This is a genomic window from Pseudomonas syringae, from assembly GCF_002157375.1.
In the GTDB taxonomy this organism is placed as follows: domain Bacteria; phylum Pseudomonadota; class Gammaproteobacteria; order Pseudomonadales; family Pseudomonadaceae; genus Aquipseudomonas; species Aquipseudomonas syringae_T.
Genome location: NZ_MTSA01000008.1, coordinates 61,787 through 84,728, shown reverse-complemented (window position 1 = coordinate 84,728; position 22,942 = coordinate 61,787). Strand labels below are relative to the sequence as shown.

At 57.7% G+C, this 22,942-nt stretch carries 10 protein-coding genes and 1 pseudogene; 4 read left to right on the top strand and 7 right to left on the bottom strand.

Annotation, left to right across the window (positions count from 1 at the left end; all coding sequences use genetic code 11):
- Positions 1–7: 7 nt before the first annotated feature.
- The 4 genes from BW686_RS27505 to BW686_RS11795 all read right to left on the bottom strand — a co-directional run bounded on the left by BW686_RS27505 (position 8) and on the right by BW686_RS11795 (position 9,603).
- Positions 8–2,896 carry a hypothetical protein gene (locus BW686_RS27505; RefSeq protein WP_179149252.1) on the bottom strand — a complete coding sequence of 963 codons (2,889 nt, stop codon included), beginning with the start codon at positions 2,894–2,896 and terminating at the stop codon, positions 8–10.
- A gap of 38 nt (positions 2,897–2,934) precedes the next feature.
- Positions 2,935–5,205, bottom strand: a complete 2,271-nt coding sequence (locus tag BW686_RS27500; protein ID WP_179149251.1) for a hypothetical protein — start codon at positions 5,203–5,205, stop codon at positions 2,935–2,937.
- A gap of 49 nt (positions 5,206–5,254) precedes the next feature.
- A complete protein-coding gene (locus tag BW686_RS11800) occupies positions 5,255–7,720 on the bottom strand; it encodes a hypothetical protein (RefSeq protein ID WP_084916885.1) in 2,466 nt (821 codons plus the stop codon).
- 77 nt (positions 7,721–7,797) lie between these two features.
- Positions 7,798–9,603, bottom strand: a complete 1,806-nt coding sequence (locus BW686_RS11795) for a hypothetical protein (RefSeq protein WP_084916883.1) — start codon at positions 9,601–9,603, stop codon at positions 7,798–7,800.
- Between the two features lie 327 nt (positions 9,604–9,930).
- Between BW686_RS11795 and BW686_RS11790 the strand changes: the two genes are divergently transcribed.
- From BW686_RS11790 to BW686_RS11775, 4 genes and pseudogenes are all read left to right on the top strand, one after another.
- Positions 9,931–14,844 carry an RHS repeat-associated core domain-containing protein gene (locus BW686_RS11790; protein WP_084916881.1) on the top strand — a complete coding sequence of 1,638 codons (4,914 nt, stop codon included), beginning with the start codon at positions 9,931–9,933 and terminating at the stop codon, positions 14,842–14,844.
- A 399-nt stretch (positions 14,845–15,243) separates the two neighbouring features.
- Entirely contained in the window at positions 15,244–15,795 is a 552-nt protein-coding gene (locus BW686_RS11785; protein ID WP_084916879.1) for a fimbrial protein, read from the top strand.
- A gap of 109 nt (positions 15,796–15,904) precedes the next feature.
- Positions 15,905–16,660 carry a fimbrial biogenesis chaperone gene (locus BW686_RS11780; protein WP_084917153.1) on the top strand — a complete coding sequence of 252 codons (756 nt, stop codon included), beginning with the start codon at positions 15,905–15,907 and terminating at the stop codon, positions 16,658–16,660.
- Between the two features lie 38 nt (positions 16,661–16,698).
- A pseudogene (locus BW686_RS11775) lies at positions 16,699–17,352 on the top strand (FimD/PapC N-terminal domain-containing protein); the annotation flags it as partial.
- Here BW686_RS11775 and BW686_RS11770 read toward each other — a convergent pair.
- The 3 genes from BW686_RS11770 to BW686_RS11760 all read right to left on the bottom strand — a co-directional run bounded on the left by BW686_RS11770 (position 17,298) and on the right by BW686_RS11760 (position 22,792).
- A complete protein-coding gene (locus BW686_RS11770; RefSeq protein WP_373271010.1) occupies positions 17,298–18,080 on the bottom strand; it encodes a hypothetical protein in 783 nt (260 codons plus the stop codon). The pseudogene BW686_RS11775 and the gene BW686_RS11770 overlap by 55 nt on opposite strands.
- A gap of 164 nt (positions 18,081–18,244) precedes the next feature.
- Entirely contained in the window at positions 18,245–20,443 is a 2,199-nt protein-coding gene (locus BW686_RS11765; protein WP_084916875.1) for an autotransporter outer membrane beta-barrel domain-containing protein, read from the bottom strand.
- 309 nt (positions 20,444–20,752) lie between these two features.
- Positions 20,753–22,792 carry a hypothetical protein gene (locus BW686_RS11760; protein ID WP_084916873.1) on the bottom strand — a complete coding sequence of 680 codons (2,040 nt, stop codon included), beginning with the start codon at positions 22,790–22,792 and terminating at the stop codon, positions 20,753–20,755.
- Between the last annotated feature and the right edge of the window lie 150 nt (positions 22,793–22,942).

Here is a 22,942-nt window from a genome sequence, read left to right as displayed (position 1 = left end):
GACTGCCTTATGAACTCAGTGTTGGCGAGTACAAGGTATGCATCAGTCGATTGCGCCTGCCTACAATGCTGTCCGGCAGAAAACTTATCTTCCGTTTGTGGGTGTTACCCTGATGGTCGATCAACAATACTGCCAGTGAACCCGATAGCCTTTTTCGCTCTGGAACCTCAGGGTCTACAAAAACAACGTCGTCGGAGCGGTGCAAACTGATGACCAGCTTCCCCTTCTCGAAGACGGATTTGTCAACGTTGAAGTCCAGCAGTTCTGGAGCAATGCCGATGTAGCGAACCCCTTCATCAAAACGGATTTTTTCCGCGTCTGCGGTTTTGGCCGAGTCGTCAAAGATATACCCTGTCCAGCTGAACATGATTTCGTCCACCAACTCGGCTTCCCAGAGAATGATGGAGGTCACAGGTACATCTTCCTGGGCAGACAAAAACGTCATTGTCTCGAACCCGACCCATTGCTGCGTTTCTGGATTGCGCACACTGAGCGTCCAGTAATCGATGGTCCTGGGATGAAAATCGAATGTATCGTCGGCGGCGCCTTCCGCAGGCGGCTCGGGTGTAGGGTTGCTGCCACCGCCCCAGACACGTGTCGGCACGAAGGTGTAGTTGGCGGTATCAAACACCGGCAGACGTCGCGGTGTAATGCTCACCTTGCTGTTTATGTCGTCCAGATCAAGCGAGGTCCACCACTTGTTTTCTTCATCCTGGAAGGTGGCGTAAAAGACGCCCTCGAAATTGACCAATGCACGGCTGTGCAGGTAGAAGTTCTGAGAGATGATGTTCGGTATGTTCAGGTCCGCATCAGTGGCGACGGCGCCAGGGCTCGCCAGCTCGAACCGGTTATGTTCAAGACGGGTCTGCCAGGCCTGGCCGCCTTTCTCGGGAATACCCTCAAGTATCGGGCTGACTGACTCGAGGTTCTGGTGAGTCTCGTTGTCCACCAGACGCATGGACGCCAGTTCGATGGCGCTTAAATCATACTCGACATTATTGACCGGCATGGTCTGGGTCTTGACCTGCAGCCTGAGTTGTTGATAGCCGTTGGGGTAAAGACTGCCCTGACTGTTTTGAACGGGTCCCCCCGGCACGGTGACCGTGAACAGTGACAGTTCTTTCCAGCGAGGTTCGTCGATCACTTCGGACAACTCGATGACGCTGTAACCACAGGCGAGCACCACACCGTTGTGGATCACTTCGCAGCTCACCACGCTGCTGGTGACGACCGGATCGTCAGGCGGCATGAAGCGCCCTTGCTGGTCAACAGAGCCCGCGCCACCCACCACTTTCCAGCGTCGCGCAAGGCCTGCCAGCAGTGCGCTGTCATCCTGCAACTGCACCGGCACAGACCTGCGCGCACGCGGCACAAACGCCGGCTCGATACGCAACATCTGTTGACCGTTGACGATCAGTACGGTGGCGATACCACTCTCACTGCCCTGCGCTTCAATCTGCTGGGTAATCAGGGCTCGTTTGCCGGATCTTTTTTCGTCCGGGACAAACAGCGCGCCCCCTTCAACCTCGCTCAACTCGCCATATTCATTCCCCAGCAGGCCCCAATCGATCGGGCTGCCGTCCAATGCTGAAGCGCGCAGCGATACGCTCTGAAGCGCAGCGCCGCCACCTGCTACAACCATCACGCGGGGTGCCAGCTCCATACTCTCGTACACCACACTCAACAGCGCCGAAGCAGTGACCGCTTCGCCTGATGCTTCATAGGTGGCAGTGATCACGACGCGCAAGGCGTCATGGCCCATCAGCGCAGGATCGGGAGCCGTATAAACACCCGTGGCAGAGATGCTGCCATGGCCGTCAGGCCGATGGCTTTGCAGGCTGAACGCCTTCCAGCTCAAGACCGGCACTTCCTGCCCCTGCGGGTTGTGCAACATGAAGCGCTGGCTTTGTCCGGCCTGTATTGTCGAGACCCGCGGTGCCACGCTGAAAGGCGTTGTAAGCATCGAGCCGAACACCAGCCTGTCATGAAGTGCGTGCTGCTCAGACGCTTGAAACGCGTCGCCCGCCGCAAATTTTATGCTGTCAGGCAGCGAAACACGCTGACGGCCCAAGAGCATCTCATGAGACAACATCACCACGGTGCCGTACTTGCCCTGGTTGTCCGGCCCAGGCACGGTCGGTATCGGGTAGACGAAGTCGCGTGTTGGCGGAAAACGGCCTTCGGCAGCGCTGCCGCGCAATTTCATGAACAGCAGAAGCGCGCCATCTCCGAAATTCTTCGCTGCCGTGTTCATTGCTCCGGGCGCGGAACGGGTCAGCATCCGAAAACCTTGTGGCAACTGCGCCTGATATTGGCCGAGTGCTGCAGGCACCATCGAGAACACGCTGCGATGAATTGCAATCTGACTGAACTGACCGGCGAAAAAGTCTGCCAGGAGCTGATTGACGCCTTCATCAAGCCCCGCCAGATTGCAGTGAAAACCAGTGCCTTTGGCCAGATCAAGGGTCACGTGACCGCTGTCATCGCTCACCAGGTGGGCCGTCATTGTCAACCGGAAACCCATCGGCTCGGCAATCCTGAAACTGGTCGACACGGTCGTTGCACTGCCTGCTGGCTGGTGCAGACCACTGTAGCGGCCTGCCACAATATTCATTATCACCAACACGCTGGTGTCGCGTGACGATGTCGCCTGGAACGACAAGGTGGGCACACCCAGCTCGATACCTGTGAGGCGCAAGGTATCGACCTGATGCTCATCCATGCCGATATCGCCAGTGAACAGCGGCAAAAAGGCCAGCCGCGGGTACCGCTCTATATATTGCTGTTCTATATGCCGATTGAGGTCGCTGCGGCTTATCGCCACGATTGCCCCCCAGCCTTGAGTGACAGTCCCTGCGCGAGCTCGCCGCAGGATACCTTTGAGAGAATTGGACATTACATTACCCTCCGTGCAGCACACAGGCTGCACTTTGATTAGCCGGCCAGTGCCTGCAACACGTCGGGGGAACCGCTCAATGGCAGTGGCAGAATCAGGTGTCCTGCCGCCAGCCCCAGGAAAGCGTCCTCATACTCGGCGAAGATCACGACGAAACGTTCGGGCTTTGCAGGATCGCTGTTGTACACGCCATTGGCGTCTATTGATCCTGGCCCGCTCAGACGCCAGGAAACTGCAAGTTCGTTGCCATTGGCGATGACTTTCAGCCTGGCCTGCCCGTCAGTGACGCTGGCGAGCGTGATGGACAGTAGGGGCGTGTGGCGAAGCACCAGCATCCAGATTGACCGGGTATTCTGATCATCGCTGACGGTTATCTCGTCAAGCACATAAGTATTGCCCGGGCCACCTTCGGCGGCGACATAGACCCGCTCGTGCGCCGTATCAGTAGCCTCTTCCAACGCCCCGCTTTCTCCGGTTATCGGGTTGGCGATCTCCCATTCCAGCGTGCTGCCGAGCGAACTGTGTGCCGAAAGCATGACCCGTTGACCGTGGTTACAGACTTGAATCAGGGGGCTTACGCTGACACTGCTGACCAGCACCGTTAACAGCGTTGTACTGCTTTGCCCGGATAACGTGTCCATCGCCTTGATCAGTACGCGTTGAAAACCCTGCGTCGAAGGCAGTGTGGCGGGAGCCTGATAAAGACCCTGCGCATCGACAGTGCCCAGACTGCCGACATCACCACCTGATGGATTTGCCAGCGTCCAGACCAGGCCGTCGCGCGCCGGAAGGGTCGTGAGTGGCAGGCTCTCTCCGACGCCAATCAGCACCTGTTGCTCGACGATACTGAAGTTCGACGCACCAGGTTCGATTCGGCCGAACAACGCAAGGTCATGAGGCATGCGCTTGAGTACGGGTTGCAGCACTTGCGCGTTCGGCAGTGACCAGCCAGCCAGAAAACGCTCGGCGCCCGTTGCATCCAGTGTTTTGCTCAAGCCCTGAAGCAGCGCGCGCTTGACGGTGTAGGCCACGAAGCCGTTGACCTGCTCCAGCTCGCTGGCGCTCAGGCTGTCCAGCGACCCCGGCATGGGGCTGACTTCCTGATCGAACCCGTAAGGTGCGTAAAGATGCCCTTCCATCGCCTGTTCACCGGACTCATCTTCGATCAGATGAAATTCATGCTTGAGGCTGATATTGAAGGTCGCGCTCCGGGACTGCCATTGGTCGTCGTCCAGTGCTCGGTAGCGGAAGCCCAGTGTGCAGGGAAAGCGCCAGGTCTGCGTGGTCTGGCTGTATTCGAAATCGATGGTCAACGGGTGCTCAGTGTTGACGGCCTGAAGACTGAACGGCTCTGACTCGAAGGCAAATTCCGCACTCTGATAGTCGCCCGCCTGAACCGCAAAGGTTCCTGCCTGAGCGATCATCCGTTGCAGGGGTTTATCGGAAGCAACGATGAAGCGAAAATCGGGCGCTTGCAGCATCTGTATCACGGCATGGCCGAAGGCAGCCCGATGCAGGGCATGGGCAGAAAACACCGCGGTTGCCGAATACGAATGCTGTTCATCATTGGGGATCAGGTAACGGAAATCAGAATCGTCATCCGGCAGCCCGCCGGTCACGCCGTACTCCATCGTGGTGAACAGCAACAGGGCACCCTTCTTGTGGGTAGACACGCCATCAGCACTTTCAAGCTGAGAGCGCACATCAATCCTTCGTACCTTGAGCAGTTCGTTGCTCTGCTCTTCGAAAATGCTCAGTCGGAACTCTCGTTCCTGATTTTCCGGGCTGCTCAGCCAGCCCTGGAAAAACTGACCGATCCTGCTTCGCTCGGTATCCTCGCCCGGGAAATCCAGCATGACGTTTTTAGCCAGGCCAAGATCCACTACCAGTTCCGCGCTCTGACTCCCCAGCTCCATATCAAAATCCAGGTCTGGAGCATTCAGCGGATCATAGGCCGTCAGTCTGTGGACGTTGTGCTGTCCCTGAACGGACTCTACGACAGTGTGCAACCCCTCAAGCACTGCCACGCGCCAGGCCAGTGAAGAGTGCCCCAGAACACTGTGCTTGAAAGACAGAGCCGGCGCGCCGAGCACACAGCCCGAAAAAAAATGAGCCGCGTGCGTATCGGGAATCACGATACTTCCGTCCGGCACCGGACGCGACAGTCCGTTAGCCACACCTTGTTGATAAACATGTTCAACCAGCCCGTTGACCTTGTCGCCGTCCAGCGCGACGATCGCGTCCCAGCCCCTGAGGCGGGTGGTATCTTTCATCCATGCCAGCAGACTTTCCGCTGAATAACCGGCCATGACATCACCTCCTGTGATGTAGATATAAGTAAACCTGAAGTGCGTTCTGTTATGACTGCCCTTTTACTTTTCTGCCCTTCATCAGTGCCAGGTCTTCATCGAACTCATCCAGCGGCAAAGGCACTATGATGTGCCCTTCCATGTTTCCGAATACCGGGTGCGGGAAGGAAGCAAAGATCAGCACAAATTTTGCGTCCGATGGATCTGCAGCGGTATACAGACCGCCTTCAGTGACAGAACCGGGGCCATCCGCGGCCACTTTGAATACGGCATCGGAAACCACGTTGCCATTGGCAGACGCTTGCAGTTGAACCTGGACGGCTGACAATTTCACATCCTTGTTAGCCTTGGAAACCTTGACGACCTTGACGACCTTGACAACCAGCAGCGAGGGCTGATGCCTTACCAGTACCCACGACGATGCATTCGCCTTTGTGCTGGTCACGAGAATCTCGTCCAGCACGTACGTCTTGCCGGGCAGCTTCGGCACGGCGACGTAACAGTGATCGCCATCAAACAGTGCGCTGGGCTTTAATTCACCACTCTCGCCAGGAACGAAATGCTTGATCGACCACTCCAGTTCTTCGGTGCGAGGCGAACCCGCCGCCCTGCTATCTGGACCTGAACGGGGTAAACCGGCAGCCAGCTCCACCGTTTGCCCGGCGTCACAGACCTGGATCAGCGGGTTGACGGTGATCGGGTTGGCCACGATCGTGACCAGAGCGGAACTGTGAAGGCCCGACGTGTCAGTGGCCGTGACCCGGACACGGGTGAACGCAAGTCCGGATGAAGGCGCTTCCGGCGCGTAGTATTTACCGGTGGTATCGTTGATGGCTCCGTAGTCCTGCTCATCCCCTTGCAGCCTTTCCAGGCTCCATTTCACTTCAGCGCCCGGCGGCTGGACAGAGAACGTGACGGTACTGTCAACCACCATCTGATGCTCCTGCGGGCTGACGATAAAGTTCGCTTGGGAACCGCCGTGAATGCGGCCAAAGACAGCAATGTCTCTGGGCGCACGAAGTACATCGGGGACAATCGCTTCTTCGAAATTGAGATGAATGCTGTCGCGGATAAACGAACTGATCGACACACTGGTTGCCAGCTTGTTTTGCAGCGCGCCCCTGATGCGGGACTCGAATTTTTCTGCACCACGCTGCTCGAAAGTAGCGCTTACCCCGGCAATCAGAAACACCTCAGCGAGGGTTATATCTGGAGGGGTTGGCATCTCGGTTATTTCCCCCATGCGGGTGGTGACCGTCAGGTAAGGGATCAGCACGAGGTCGTTTCTTTCTTCTGCAAAGGTATAAATACACTCGACATCGACAGTGACTACCTGTTGCATGACCAGCACCGGACTAGTACGGTAAGGTACGGTCAGAACGATGCTCTCGACTGCCTCGGCGGTCCAGGTAAGTACTGCACGGCCATCGCCCGCGAGTTCAACTGATAAAGGTTTGGGACCTGACGCATCCAGATGGGACCCGCTTCTAAAAAGCTGGGCGTTGACCACTGTATCTAGGACAAGAAACGGAATCGCTTGAGCCCAGGGCTGCTCAACTGAAAGCGTGCCCCGAATGGCCGTTGCCTTGATCAAACGACCGGAAGCGTCATGCACGTTGTCGAATGAGATGTTTTCAAAAACCGAAGCAATAGCCTCTGTCACTTTCCCGATGACCAGCGCGGCCTTGAACGTCCGCTCTGCACTGAACAACACCGTGGCTGAGTAATCTTTGTTGGCGTCATCCGGTATCAGGTATTGGTACTCCACCGGAATGTCGCCGCCCTCTTGGCTGCCTTCCAGACGAATGAATGCCAGAATGGCGCCATCACCGTAACTGGCTGCCTGCGGATCGAGTGAGGCCGCTGGATTACTCTGCGTGCGCAATTTGAAAGATTGAGGGTGCATCAGATTATTATTGCCGCGCTTGATTTCACCCAGTGTCCATATGCGTTGTTCAGGACGGAGTTTATTAAACAGGCGCTTGAACAAGTCCCCGCCCAGCCTGCGGTCTGCGTGGTCAGCCGCGAAGGTCAGTATGAAATTGTCACTGTGATTGAGGTCAAGCATCACACGACCGTCGCTCAGAACAATGCCCGGCACCTTTTCCAGCGCCAGATCAAGCGTCAGTATCGGACCTTGCAGCGCATCGATATGAATAACTCTGTAAGCCTCCCAATTGTCGACGTTATTTTTCATCGTCAGCTGAGTGCCACCCAGAATGGAGCAGCTCAAGGTCGCATGAGACTGGCCCAGGTCGTCGTTCGTGAATGCCAGCCGTGGAGCGTCCAGAATGAATTTGTGAATTTTTTCTATAAAGGCGTCGCCAACCAGTGCCACTTCACCACTCATCGGTTCCAAGTAAGATCCCGACGTGAAACGCGTGATGTAGTCCTTAAGCAACAGGTCATTGACCTTGCCCCGTGCCATGGCGGCGATTGAATCCCAACCCCACATGACGTTGTTGCGAGGGTCTTGCATCCATGCGACCAGACTTTGCAGCGTGTTATTGGCCATGGGCCACCTCCATGTGGCTGTTTTAAACGTGGAACGATTACCTGAATGCCCGTAACGTTCTGTTGCGCGACGCGCGATCAATCGACCAATGCGAAAAGGACGGGTGGAAACTGCGTATAACTGTTCCCGTCGTCAAAGCTGACGTCGACGGTGATGGTGTTGGTCCTGGTGCCTCGGCACAGTCTCTCCAGAAAATCCCTGGGGATGTTCACCGACACCTTTTCTGCCTGGTATTCCGCTGCGGTCAGAGGTTCTGCCGCGCCAGTGCGCAGGCCGATCATTTGCTCGGTGCCTGATTGCAACAATCCGGCGACCTTGATGCGTACCCGTTGTCTTGGTGCCATGTAGGTCCAGGACGGCAGATCCAGCCCCGCCCCTTCAGCCGGAACAGTGTTGAGCGCAAGCACCCCGTCAGTAACAAGCGGGCGTACCATCTGAATCACCGGCCAGCCTTCACGGATGCCTCTGACGTCCAGATCGAATACGGCTGAAGTCCCCAGCGGGTCTGAAGAGGGAGAAAAAACCTTGTAATACACGTCTACACGCTTGCCCATGTTGGCCGGCACTGCTTCGGGCGGAATCTCGAACAACAGAGGATCGCTCGCCGAGGGGTAGGCGACAAAGCGACCAGTGCTTCCGTAGCCATCCCAGTGCATTTGCAGCTTGTTGCCTGGGCCGGTCTGCGCGCCGGCCGGTATTCGCACCCTGACCCCGTTCACCATCTGGTCCGCGAACATGTAGCCAATCACACCCGCTTCGTTGGGGCTTTCGATGAGGGCACCTTCAATGTCGGGCGGCGGCAGATCGAGCGGCCGCCGCAAAAGAACGTTACGCGGCAGCGAACTGCCCGCGACGCCCTGGCGCGCATACTGGTACACGAACTCGACGTCCTGATCCACGTTATCCAGCAACCAGGCGCGATCCAGTCTGAATTGCACGACGCCGCTGTCCAGCGTCGACTTGTCTGCACGCAGGGCCTGCACGACTTGCTGTATCCGTTTCGCACTTTTGACATAAAGCACGACATCGTCATTGATCTGCATACCGGGCCAGGGCTCGATCAACAGGACGAGGCCTTCGGGAAAGGCTGCCGGATCCAGCGATCCTCCGCTGAGATCCTTGATCCTCAGCGCAGGTAACAGGTCAGCCGATGGCTGGGTGACATGCAAGGTCTGGGTGACGGATTCTGTCAATGAAGCAGGCTCGGCGTACTCGATGCTGTAGTGCATCAGTGCAAAGCCCCCCACGATAAACATGAAGTCGGTGGACTGGATCTTCCATTGCAAGGGTTGCCCCGCATCGCTTGCGTCCAGCGTTTGGGACTGGATCAGAGATTGCCAAGGGTCGTTCTCGTCAAAATACAGCTCGAGCGTCAGTGTGACCTTGTCCCCGGCACGCATGGCACGGTACGGCGGTGTCACGATCAACAGTTCGCTGACCTTATCCAGCAGTTCAGGGTCCAGCTTCAGGTCATGCGACTCCCTGCATTGCGGTGCGCCAAGGCCACCCGTTGAAACAGGTCGTTTACCCACGTTGAAAAACAGCCGTAACGACTCTTCGCCGAGCACATCCGGGTCACTGCTGTCAGCTATTTGATACGAATAGAACACCCAGCCCTGATCCAGTATTTGCAACGTCGAGTTCGGTATTGACACCGGCACGCCCTCTTCGGGCGGAAACGGCGGGATCTCAATGAGGCTGTTGGAATAATCACTCACCTCCCCCGTCGCGCTGCAACCCCGCCAGTTGGGATAGAGATAATCCCCCGCTTTGATACCCGGATACGAGATCAGGGTCAGCAGCTCATCGGCACCCAGTTGATCCAGATCGATGTAGTTCCCGGGTTGTTGCAGGTCAGGTACCTGCGGGCGTGGTAGGGCCATGAACGTTGCTCCTGTCTCGTTTCCGGTTGAACCGGAGAGGCTGCAGGGGGTTTCCCTGTGTACGGATAGGTTTTTTTACGCTGATGCCGGTTACCCGCCCACTAGCACTATTGCTAGGTTGCCCGCCGGGTATGGGCTGTCTAGGGTTGAACAAGACCGCTTGACGTATGGGCTCTTCAGACAGGCTGAGGCCAACGGATCAGCAACGACCAGGCGCAATGGACTGCACAATCAATCGTCAGACACCGCTGCGTTTTCCCCGTATCCACCAGCGAGGCCTGCCCCATGGCTGCCCCTACCTCCGTCAGTTCCAATGCGCTCAACTTCATGAGCTGCCTGAAAAGCGGCGTTGATCCGCGGACCGGCTTGTACAGCGTATCGATCACCCTGCCCGAGCTGCAAAGCAATGACCTGCGCGGTCCGGGATTCAATCTCGGCCTGTCCTACAGCCAGCTGAACCCACTCGACAGTGGCTACGGTCTGGGCTGGAACCTGCAACTGTCTCAATACGATCCCGGCAAGCAGATTCTGTCGCTCAGCACCGGCGAGACGTTTCGTGTGGACGGCACCGGCAGCGACAACCAGCTGACGATGTCGGAAAAGAAACTGGACACGTTTCACTTCTACAAGCTGGACGACACTCATTATCGAGTGGTGCATAAGTCCGGTCTGGTGGAAATACTTGAAGTGCATTTCAGTGGCACCCGCAGCATGGCCTGGCCCGTGCAGATCATCGCCCCGTCAGGCCATGCCATCAGGCTCACACACAAGCCCTACAGCAGCAGTCAGTACATACTTGAATCAATCACCGACGACCTGGGCGAAACGTTACTGAAGCTGACACGCAACAGGGCAACGATCACGCTGGAGCTGCACCCCTACGCCGGGGCAGGAGGTACTGCGCTGGCGACGTTTGTGATGAGCCTGTCAGGCAGTGACAACCGGGTATCGCGCATCACGCTGCCCACCGAGAATGACGCGTCGTGGCGCTTCGTGTATGGCCTGGAAAACGATCAGTTGTGCATCAAAGGTGTGGACACGCCCTCGGGAAGCCATGAAGACATCTACTATCACGACACCGGCCATGAATTCCCGACCAGCGCCAAACGCCCCCCGATACCCAGGGTGACCCGACACATCATCGATCCGGGTTCCAGACAGGCCCGGGTGGATGTGCGCTACACCTACAAGGACAGTCAGCAGCGTTCGCGAAACTTTCTGGGCGCCGGGCTGCAGATCGTGTGGGAGGACAACGGCCTGGACAACCTTTACAAGTATCTGGGCACCTACGACTACACGTGTACCGAAAGCCTGTGGGTCGACGACAAAGCCGTGCGCAGCATTGAAAGGACCTACAACCGTTTTCACTTGCAGACCCTTGAAGTCACCACCCAGAACAACCATCAGCAAACACTACAGACCTCTTACAACATTCTTGAGGGCGAACCTTATTTCAGACAGCCCAATGATTGCCAGCTGCCGAGAACAATCACCAGGAGCTGGCAACTGAGCGAGCCGGGCACGCCCGTGCGCCTGCGCAGTGAAACGGTCAGCGATACCTATGACAGCCAAGGCAATCTGCTGGTGCATACCCGGGCAGACGGCCTTGAAGAGGTCAGCAGTTGGTACCCGGCAAGCGGTGACGACGGCTGCCCTCCTGACCCTGAAGGCTTTGTATCGCGACTGAGAGAAAAGGTAATCAAACCGGCCGCTTCAAACCAGACGGGCGCGCCGACGCTGAGTACCCGGTATCGCTACAGACAGCTGCCTGCACTGCAAGGCAGCGAGAGCCATTACTGGATCGTCTCTGACAGCGAGACGCTGGTGCAGATCGCCAGCCAGGCTGGCGAGGCCGAACGGGAGTTGCAACAGACCCGGCTGGAGTATTTCGACCGTCCCGCCGAGCCTTTCCTGCATGGACGTACCGAGCGCAATATCCAGACCCTCAATGGCAAGTCCACCACCTCCCACTATGCCTACAGCAAAATCACCAGCCAGCCATCAGGCGTGCCGGTGCTGCAGATAGAGCAGACCCTCAGCACTGATTTCGACAGCGAGACCCGGAAAGTCACGCGTCAGCAATCCGCACTGACCGGTCATGAGTTGCTGATCAACCAGGATGGCGTGGAAACGCGCTATGGGTATGACGCACTCAACCGGCGGACCCATGAAACGGTCGCCGCCGGTACAGCTTACGAGGCGCGCCGCGAGTACCGATATACGCTGTGCGCGAACGTCGGTGAACAGGCCGAACAGCGGGTGATCAACGCCCGCAAGATAACGACCCGCTCGTTGCTCGACGGAATGGGCCGGGCAATATACGAGGAGCAGGACCACGTCGACAGCGCGGGCGTCATGACGCTTCGGCAAATTCATGCCGCGTACTACAACGCCTGGAATACGGTGGAGTATGAAACCCGCTTTGACTGGCTGGACGATCAGCCCCGCACTGAAACGCGTCGTTACCGCTATGACGACTGGAACCAGCAATACTGCGTTACGACCGATGACGGCGTTCAGACCCACCAGTCTCTGGACCCTATCGGCAACGATGCCCACAAAGCGCCGATTCAGACAAACTGGATACAGAGCAGCGACCCGCAGCCCTGTATCAGCGGCCGCAGCGAAACCTGGCTGAACCTGTTCGGTAAACCGGATCGAATCGCAAGCCTGGACGCGACCGGAAAAGAATTGAGCAAGCAGGTTTTTCTGTACGACGGCCTGGGGCGATGCACCCGACAGGATGATGAACTCGAGCACAGCACCTTGTTCAGCTACGACAGTTGGTCGCGCATGATCTCGACCACTCTGCCGGAGGGGAGCACCGTCAAACGTGATTATGCGTTGCACAGCAGTAGCGAACTGCCAATCAAGCTGGAGGTCGTTCATGCCGACGGTAAAACCACTACCCTTGCGGGCGAGCAGACCTTCGACGGCCTGGGACGCCTGACACAGAGCAAAGTGGGTGAACGCATCGAGACACTCACCTACAACGCGGGTGACATGCAGGTCAAAAGCCGCAAAACGGCCAAGGGCGACGACATCAGTTTTACCTACAACCTTGCGCTGACCGATCAGATTGTTTCCAGCACGGCACCGGATGAACAGGCCGATTTCGACTATGACAACACCAGTGCCCGCCTGACCCGTGCGCAAAATCCACAGGGCAAGCGCGCCTACGAATACGACGTGCATAACCGGTTACGCAAAGAGACCTGGGAAGACCAGCAAGGCAAGACCTGGCATACCTCGTATCAGACTTCGCTTCAAGAACGGCCACTCAAACGTACCGATCTGGCAGAGGGCGATAACACCGGTGTGGATACCACCTATCACTACGATGCCATTGGCAGGGTCGACAGTATTGATCAAGGCAATGTGCAAACGGCCATTGCCTACGACAGTCTGGGTCAGCTCAGCGAGATCATCACCCGAGACCAAGCTGCGAGTACCGCGGTAGTTGCGCGTATGGAGTACGACGATCAAGGCCAGGAAACGCTGCGGACCCACACCGTTGACAACCAGCCGGAGCGAACGCTGAAGCAGGAATGGCAACTCGACGGGCTTCTGAAAAGTCGTCATTTGGAGCAGGCGGCCAGCAGCCTGCTGCATGAAGTGTTCACCTATGATAAACGAGGCCGTCTGACCGGCGTGAATTACACGGGCAGCACCCGGCCAGTGGACGCACTGGGAAGGAGAATAGACAAGCAGGTATTCAGTTTCGACGAACTGGACAATATGACCACGAGCCTGACCGAATTTGCCGACAACACCAATGAACGCGCAACATTCCACTACGGCCATCCGGATGACCCCGTTCGCAAGGACCGCTGCCAACTGCTGAGCATCGAGTATGTCCCTTCCAGAACCACGCCTGATCCGACCTTTAGTTACGACCGCAACGGAAACCAACTCAACGACGAGTCAGACAACAGCCTGCACTATGACAGTCAGAGCCGCCTGCTGCGGGTTGATGACGTGGCTGACAGGCTGATCAGCGAATACCGGTACGACGGCCACGATCACCTGGTCACCACTCGTAATGACGGCGAAACCGAAGTGCTGCGCTTCTATGAGGGGCAGCGGTTGAGCAGCAGCGTGCAGGACGACCAACGCACTCAGCACCTGCACCTGGACGAACAGCCGCTGGCGCAGCAAAGGGTTGGCGACACCGGAGAAACCCTGCTGTTGCTCACTGATGCCAACCAGAGCGTCATCGGCGAATACCAGCAGGATAAACTGCGAGCGGCTGTCTACAGCGCTTACGGAGAGCGCCACAGCGACGACGCGCTACGCAGTGCCGCCGCATTCAACGGGGAAGTGCGTGAGTCGCCCAGTGGCTGGTATCTGCTGGGTAACGGTTACCGGGCCTACAACCCGAGCCTGATGCGCTTTCACAGCCCGGACTTTCTGAGCCCGTTTGGCGAGGGTGGCGTCAATCCGTACGCCTACTGCCTGGGTAACCCGATTGCCCTGCGTGACCCCACTGGCCACGACGCCAGTGCTCAGAGCGGCCGACTGCGAAGACCCGATGAGGGCGCACAGCCCGCGGAGCGATCAGGAGGCTTCGACGTGCTGACCTGGGTCTTTCTCGCGTTAGGCGTGGCGGCGACCGTCTACGGCGCCTACGCCACGGTTGCCAGCTTCGGGGCAGCGGCCCCTGTCACCGTTCCCGTGACCGTCATGGGCATCACGACGACTGCAACCACCGCATCGGCCGTTGCGACCGGCCTGCTGGCCACCGGGACCGCGCTGAGCGCCGTCGCCACTGGCGCTACTGCGTATGGAGCGGCGAAGGGCGACGAGACAGCCAATATGGTCGGGATGATTGCCGGGCTTGCTACGGTACCGTTCGATATCACCGGGGGAATATTCAGATTTGCGGTGAGAGGGGCCGTGAAGGCTGCGGGAAACGCTGCAAAAACGGCAAGTATGAAGTCGGTATTTTCGGATATACATAATTCAGTGGATGCGCCTTTGAATAGGGTGGATAGCGTGGTTGGTGCAACGTTGGAACAGAGCAGCAAGCTTTATAAAAACTTCATGGCCCGACCTTCGCCAAACTGGTTGCAGCGCAAGTATCGGCAGATACAGCGACGGCTGGGGACAGGTCCTTATGACCGATCAGCAACAGCTGCAACCAGCGCCCCTTCCTGGCTCGCCCGAAGAAGTGGTGTAACGACCCCGATTAAGGAATTTGGCCCCAATAATTTTAAAGTAGACCTTTTTATTCGCGGATAACAAACACAGGCATTCTGTCACCGACAAAACTCACGACTTTGCCGGTGACACTTCTGTTGAAACCATCGATCAAATGGCAGCCATGAACCCCGTCACTGCGCAGTTTCCTGCACGACTCCAGACCCACGCCTTTAAAAAGCATGCCAAACATGATGAATACTTGTTTCAGAAACGCCTGATTAATAAATGAACGTCCGATAGTAAAAACGTACGACACGACTTTAGGAAAGTTCCTACAACAACTGCCACCAACCCACCCCCCTCTCAGCCTTCCCATCCAGCCTGTCTTCTATAAACTCTCGCCCCGTCATGACACCCTGAACAAACCGTTTAACCCAGACACTCTGCATAGTTACATCTTTCAATCCTGTAACTTTAATAGTCATAAGGTCTTTTATCGTGAAAACAACGCTCTCTGCACTCGGTCTTGCTCTGGCTACCGCACTGACCGGCACCGCAGTGTCTGCCAACACCGGCACTATCAACTTCGAAGGCCTGATCACCAGCAGCACTTGCCCTATCGAAGTGGTCAACCCGGGTGACGGCACCGTCGGCAACCTGGTGAAGATGGGTTCCGTCGAGGCCTCCCGCTTTGACGCAATCGGTCAGGAATACAGCGGCAAAAGCTTTGCACTGCGCGTCAACGACAACGGTAGCTGCGGCCTGACGGATACCGACAATACGGCGACCGTCACCTTCAACGGTACGGCTGACGACTCCGGCAGTTACTTCGGTGTGACTCCGACTGAAGACGGCGCCAAGGGCGTTGCGATTGTCATCAAGGACTATACCGGCGCTTCCATTGCCCCTGGCACCGAGTCGGCACCCTACCCGCTGATCAAGGGCGAGGTCACCAGCCTGGTGTTCAACGCCTATTACCGTTCGACAACCAGTGCGGTTACAGCAGGTGCTGCTTCGGCGGACATACAGTTCGTGGTAGCCATCAACTGATACATCCCACTTGCTTCGCGTGTGAAGGCTGGAAGGCCGATCACAGGCAGCACCATCGTCAATGCTTCCAGGCCGTGTTTCGGGTCTGGAAGCACAGGGTAAAACACACATGATCGGCATCCTCCGCCTACGGCCTCTGGTCAGGCCGACACTCGGCCCGTGCATGGCATTCGCCTTGTTTGGCTCTTACCTACCTGCGACCCATGCCGCATTGACCGTCAATGCCACACGCGTGGTATTCGCCAGTGACAAACGCAGCACATCGGTGGTCATTTCCAACCCCAGTGACCGCCCCTTCGCTGTACAGACCTGGGTCAACACCGCCACCGACGATGCAACGACCGTCGTGCCGTTTGCCCCCTCCCCGCCCTTGTTTCGTCTGAACCCCGGCAAGCAGCAGCAGGTGCAGATCAACGGCCTGCCCAACGATCTGCCAGCGGATCGCGAATCGCTGTTCTTTTTCAATGTGCAGGAAATCCCCCAGGCCGACAGCTCGCAAGGCAACGTGCTGAATATCGCGTTGCGCACCCGGCTCAAGCTGTTCTACCGCCCGGCGCAACTGACTGACAACCCGGCTGCACGCCTCAAGGAGCTGCAATGGTCAGTCGCACAGCGCGATGGCACGACACACCTGATGGCGATGAATCCAACCCCCTTCCATGTGTCGTTCATACGCCTCGAAGTCACTGACAACGGCAGGGTCGAGAAGGTCAAGGACGCTGGCATGCTTGCCCCGTTTGCTTCCGGAACCTATGAACTTGGCGAAATAAAAGCGGCGCCGGGCCTGAGCGTCGTGTTTTCCGCGATAAACGATTACGGCGGCTACAGCGCGCCACTGACAGTTCCGGCCACGCTGACTCAATAAGACAGCCTCGGCCAGCGTTCACCCCCAGGACATTGAACATGACCCTATTACCCGATTCCGGGCTCATACCAGTGCGCCTGCGTTTTATGCAGATGCTGATTGCCTGCGGCAGCACTGCCGTACCACTGGAAATGGTCAAAGCCGCCACACCGGTCGATTTTCAGTCCGGTTTTCTGCGCCAGGGCCAAGGCTACGACAGCGATGCCGCCGCCAGCGCACTGAACCAACTGGCGGTGGTCGAGGACCTTGCACCTGGCGAACACTGGGTCGAGATACAGATCAACATGGTTTACTTCGGTCAACGAAAGATCCGTTTCGATCTCGACCCACAGAGCAACCGTCTGCAACCATGCCTGTCGCGAGAACTGCTGGAACAGATGGGCGTTCGCGTCGAGAGTCTGGCCGACCCAGCGCTGTTACAGGCGGCCTGCGTCGATCTGACGCGATTGATACCCGATTCAAGGGCCGAACTGGATGGCGGCAGGCTGCAACTGTCGATCTCCATTCCGCAGATCGCCATGCGCCGTGACGCCACGGGCCGTGTCGATCCGGCGCTCTGGGATTACGGTATCAACGCCGCGTTCATCAGTTATCAGGCCTCGGCGCAACAGACTGACCGCACCGATACCGGTAACAGTCATGGCGCAGACCTGTACCTCAACAGCGGTGTCAATCTGGGTGCCTGGCGCCTGCCTGTACGGTCCTTCAACCTGTAAGAGACATAACGAACGCCATCCCCACTTTCAAGAACCAGTTGCCTGTCGAAGGCGACGTTGATCACACCGCCTATAGCGGATGCCTCAAGCGTCACGGTTCCCGTGCGCTCCGAACCGGTCGGCGTGGTGCTCCAGTACCAAGTGATGACATCTCCGGGGCTTGGGGAAAAATACGCAGGGACCTCCGCCAGCAACGTATTGTCATGAGTATCGAACCAGGCAGCCGTGAGGCCGTCGCTGATTATGTCGTCTGGAAAAATCAGCGCCCCTTCGTCTTCGAACACCGGGCCGGTTTTATCAATGAACAGCGTGAGTATTTGGGAGTCAGTCTGCACCTGATTGGCCGTCACGACGGAATAACGGAGCTGATGCACACCTTCGACCAGACGTTGCTGCGCAACCATGATGAACAGCTCGTCGGGCTGTACCGGTCGAGTCCAGGCCCTCTCCTCGACCAGATCATCGTTCCAGTAAACACGCAGGTATTCAGGGCTGTCCGGAGACGGTTCCGAGTTATCCCACATGGAGAAGCTGACCCGCAACGGTGCCAGCCAGGCGCTGATGGGGAGCATGTTCGGTTCCCCGCCAGGTATGTCGGGAAGAAGCTCGGCAATCACGGGCGGTGCCAGCAGCGCGCGCTGACGTGTTGAAGCGGGCCAGAGCAGGACGCTGATCCGTTTGATCCATTTTGAAACGACAGACATGAGCCGGGCCTCCAGCATGAGTGGGCGATGGTCAGCCCCTTTGCCGGCTGCCGCACTCAGCAGTTAACACCCTCTTCTTTTGCGCGGATACTGACACAAGTAACAGGGGCTGCTTGCGCCTTGACGCGAGCAGGCAGGCCGCAGCCCCCACCGTCGCACTGTCGCTACCAGCTGTAACGCAAACCGGCACTGACGCCCCACGGTTGTTCGATGGCTTCACCATTGCTGTAATCAAAGTCGGCATGCAGCTGCAGTCTTTCAGACAGTGAAACCGCCACGCCGGCCCCTAACTCGCCCCGGGAACCGGACAAGTCGTTGTTGAACACGTTGTCGTTCACCTTCACCTCGTTGCTGTTGACGAACTCGTGAGCCAGCGCCGCCCGCACGTAAGGTTGCAGCGTACGGCCCTTGCCCAGGTCAAAATGGCGACCCGCCGCCGTACCGACCTTGCCAAGCAGCGACCGGCTGCGGTCGCCCTCAGCGCGCATACCGTTATCCAGTTCGTAATCTTTTCCCTGGACAACGAGGCCTGACAACTGGGTGTAGGGTTCAAGGAAATAACCGTCATCCAGCGTGATGTGCCGCCCCAACTCCAGCGACGCACCTACGCCCAGGTTGTCGTAGTCGCCACGTGTGCGGGCACCATCGCTGAGGTTGACTCTGGCCTTGTTTTTGAAACGATTGAGTTTGACCACGCCATCGACGTAGTAACCACTTTCGCTGTCCAGCCAGGTGCTGTAAGCCCCCAGAGAGTAGCTGTCGACCTTGCCGCTGGCACCGTGATCCAGGCTCAGACCGGATCGGCTCTGCCCGATCATGACACCCGCCAGCCATTGCCCTCCCCCTATGGGCAGCTTGCCATCCGCGCCCAGAGAAACACCGCTCTGAACTTGCTGGTAGCCGAAGCCCGACGCGTCGGCCACATTGAATTTGTTGCCATAGGTACGCATCCAGCCGCCAGAACGGCCGTCGTCCAGTCGCAATTCACCCATGCGTGAACGTAGCGTACTCAGCTCCCCATACCAGACGGTCGGCGCCGTGTTGAACAGCGCCATGACGGTTTGCGCAGCCGGGCTGATGGTCCGGGTTGCAGCATCCAGATACCAGTCGTTTGCGCCTTGCTTGATCAGGTCATAGGACCAGGCGCCCAAGTCCACTGCGCCGCCTGCAAGTGAAAAACGGGCATCGCCGGCTGCGGCATGCACCACGTGCAGACGGGTATCGCTGAGCGGATCAGTGCCGGTGCTGCCAATAAGCAAGGAGTGACTGCCGGTTGCAGTGCCTGTGATATCAAGAAAATCCGTGGCCGCCCCACCGAAATCCACGTCCATCCTGAACGTGCCATTACCCGACAGACTGGCGAGCGACAGGGTGTAAAACGAGGCGGCGTCGCCAAACCTGACCGACCCGCCATTCATGGACACGTCACCTGCCTGACTGCTCTCCACCATCATCCACTGCCCCCCACTGGCGAGCGACAGGCTGGATACGTTCTCCAGACGCCCGGTCAGGGTCGCGTTGTTTTGCAGCACCAGACTGGCGGTACTGCCCGCGCCAGCTGAGACGTCGCCCTGCAACTGGCTGTTGTCCACGGTCATGCTGGCCGTGGAGCCGTTGATCACTTCCAGTAGTTTGCCATTACCGCCAGTCAGCGTGGACCCGTTATTGACAAAGACAGTGGCCGTTGCAGGCGCCCCGGTGGGCGTTCCGACAATCAGTGCCGAACCTGTGACCCCTTCGACGCGGGTGCCTTCCAGGGTCAACAGGTTGCTTGAGGGCACGCCGGGATCAGCTCGCATGCGTATGCCATATTGCTGCCCGGTGAGGGTGCTGCCGGACGCCTTCACCGTGGAGTCAAACATCTCCACGCCTCTGCCGTTGGTGCCAGTGGCCGTTACTGTCGTGCCTTCCATCACCAGATTGCTTAGCGAGCCGGCACTCACCCCGCGATTCGTTGCGGTGAGGGTGCTGCCAATCACCGTGGCCGTGGAACCCGTCAGTTTCGACGTGTCATTGCCCATTCCCAGACCATCTGCGGCACCTGTCAGGACGCTCCCGGTAATGAGGGCGTCTGCACCGGTCAACGATACCGCAGACGTGCTCGTACCTGCGCTGACCTGACTGCCATTGAGCGTCAGCTTCGCACCGGTAACCGTGGATATTTGCAGAGTGGTCGCGCCATTGGCTGTCAGAACACCGGTGCTGACCACCCGATAGCTGTCGAGAGGACTTGTTGCATCAATAGTCTCTGGAGCGTTGACCAGAATTTGCGCAAAGGCATGACTGCCGGACAAGAAGGGGGAAAGAAACACCATGACCTTCAATGTCCGTGAAGGCGGACGCAGCACGAATGGAAGATTCATTACGAGGTATTACCTTAAAAGAACGACGTTGAACCCCGTGGCTTGTGCCCGAAAGCGGCCCCGAGAAGAGGCTGAAAGACTACGGGTATCAAACTGAATGCTCTGTAGGACGTTTCCTAGTTAGCCGTACGGAGATTCTGACAGTGAGGGACTTACGGGGAAGATGCTGGCAAGCTTAGTCGACGTCACCCCATGCGCGGCGGCGTTGCTAAACTGTTTGGGAGCAACCTGATCCGTCCCGATAACTGAAAACGCAGGACGCAGTGGATCGCAGGCACCTTCTGCCTGCGATCTTTCCCGTTGCGGGCGCTACCTGACAGGACACGAGCTGCTTGCATCGTACATCCCCACCCGTGCAGTGGTTTGCAGTGACGTAATGGTTTCGCCTTGCAGGATGAACGAATACTTGATCCTTCCGAACCCGAAGCGCCCATGACCAGCAGGATCATAAGTGGGCAGAATGTGTATATCGTAGGGCGTGACCAGCCAGGTGAAACCCTCGGCCGGGCGGGTGTCATCCAGCGTAATTGCTTCAATCTTTTCAGTGCCCGGAATGACGTCCTCGCCCCCCTCATCCGTAGAGGTGATCCAGTGCAGGGTGACCGTGTCTCCCGCCACCAGATACTTCGATAGATCAGGAATGGACACCCGCACACCCGGTTCTCCTGGCGCCGGGTTGGCCGGATCTTTAAAGAGCGAGTTGCAGTTCAGCCAGCCACCTGGACTGAGACCGTCGAAAGCCGGCGCGTCGGGAATAATGACGATAGCGCTCACGCTCACCAGAGTAGCCGGCGAATGTTGAGCGTTCTCCGAATCGGCGGCATGGATGCGGTAATGGACAGGCAAATCAACGCGATTACCTTCGGATTCGATGTAACGCCAAGGTATTTCAACCCGAAGATCGGTGTTCGCCGTGTCACCGTCTAATACCGTGTAACGAGCTTCGGGCACAAGGCTCGCAGCCCAGTAGAAGTCAATAATCTCGCCCGCTACAAGCGGGCCATACAGCGTGAAGTTGACGGTGGCGGGCTGGCCTTTATCTGCGGGCGTCAAGGTGTTCATTGTGTTGGACGTCTGACCATAAACTTCAACGGGTAACAAGGCGTCGTTGACCGGATCCGGCCACTCGGGGTCGGGATCAGGACGGACAGGCCCGATGTAGGAAAAGTTGACGTTGACAGTGGCGCTTTTCACGTCTGATGAAAGAACGCCACGCAGGACTCGATAACTCACTGAGGTCGTCTGGTCACCGCCCGTCGTGTGAATGTATTGATCATACAAGTCCTTATCAGGAACCCTGATCGAAACGGGAAAGGTCGGAAAACTGCCCATTTCTTCGGGACGCAGCACGGCATTGCCCCAAGTGACCTCTATACGGTCAGTCGGCTTCCAGTTATCGAACGACTGGATCAACACCTCGACACCCATTCTCGCGTCATCCAGGTTGATCAGGTGTTCAGGAGCTTCTGCCAAGGGCACGACAGGGTCCAGCAGATTGGCGGGCAGCGGCCCCAGCGCTACGTCTATGCGCCTGTAGTTCGACAGCGGGCTGCGGTTGGTGGCTTTGTCAACGAGGATGTAGGCGACGTAATAAGGCTCGTCTTTCGCATCGGCAAACGTCGAGAGGGGGAATGTTACAGAGTTATTCACAGCACTGGCGACGTCAACGTAACCGATCGGATCCGGGAGGTCTTCCGGATCCGGTAAAGGTGTACCGATCCAGTAAAATGCTACTTTGTCGCCCGGCTTCCAGTCTTCGTAATCGGGCAGCGTGCCGATCAGGCCGCCTGGGTTTTCCTCTATGAATTGCTGTGTCAGCTCAGCGGCATTCAGCGTCATCTGGGCCGGCTCCAGGTGCTTGCCGGGTGGCGTTGTATCGACAATCAGGGGAACCGAAGGGCTCAAGGTCTCTTGCTCGTTCGGTTGCTTGATCCGGTAGCGAAGACGGTAAATGCCGTCTGCAGGCCTTTCGACGCCGGGCGAAAGAGCGGTCATCGGAACCTGAACCTTCATCGGAAAGGTCCCGGCGGCCACCGGGGCCGTGACAGTACCGGTAAACACCTGCATGTACGTGTCGTCACCGGGTGCATCACCGACTGCCCACTCAAGGGTATAAGTGTCGGAGTCACCTTCGTAATCGACCAGCTGTGCCCACTCGGGCAGGCTGACCTCGAGCGAGGTACCGAGAGAAACGTCCTTGTTCAACGTCCCGTCGGCCTGGTCGACGATGCCGGGTACTGTCGGCTTCTCAAGTTCTTTGGTGCTGGCACGGCGCTGAATGCGTTCAAACCGGTAAGCCATGCGCGCCGCGTTTTTTTCAAGCTTCGGTGTTGTTTTAGAATCGACCATCACAAGCACTCCTTTGCTATTCGATTGCCGCCCCCTTCTGCACAGTAGCCTCGCGGGCGGATGGAGAGGTGACAGGCCGTCTCGACGAGCGCTGTCTTTGGGGACAGACCCTCCAGGCCTGTCTTCCAGCTGATTAAACGGGGGTTGCCA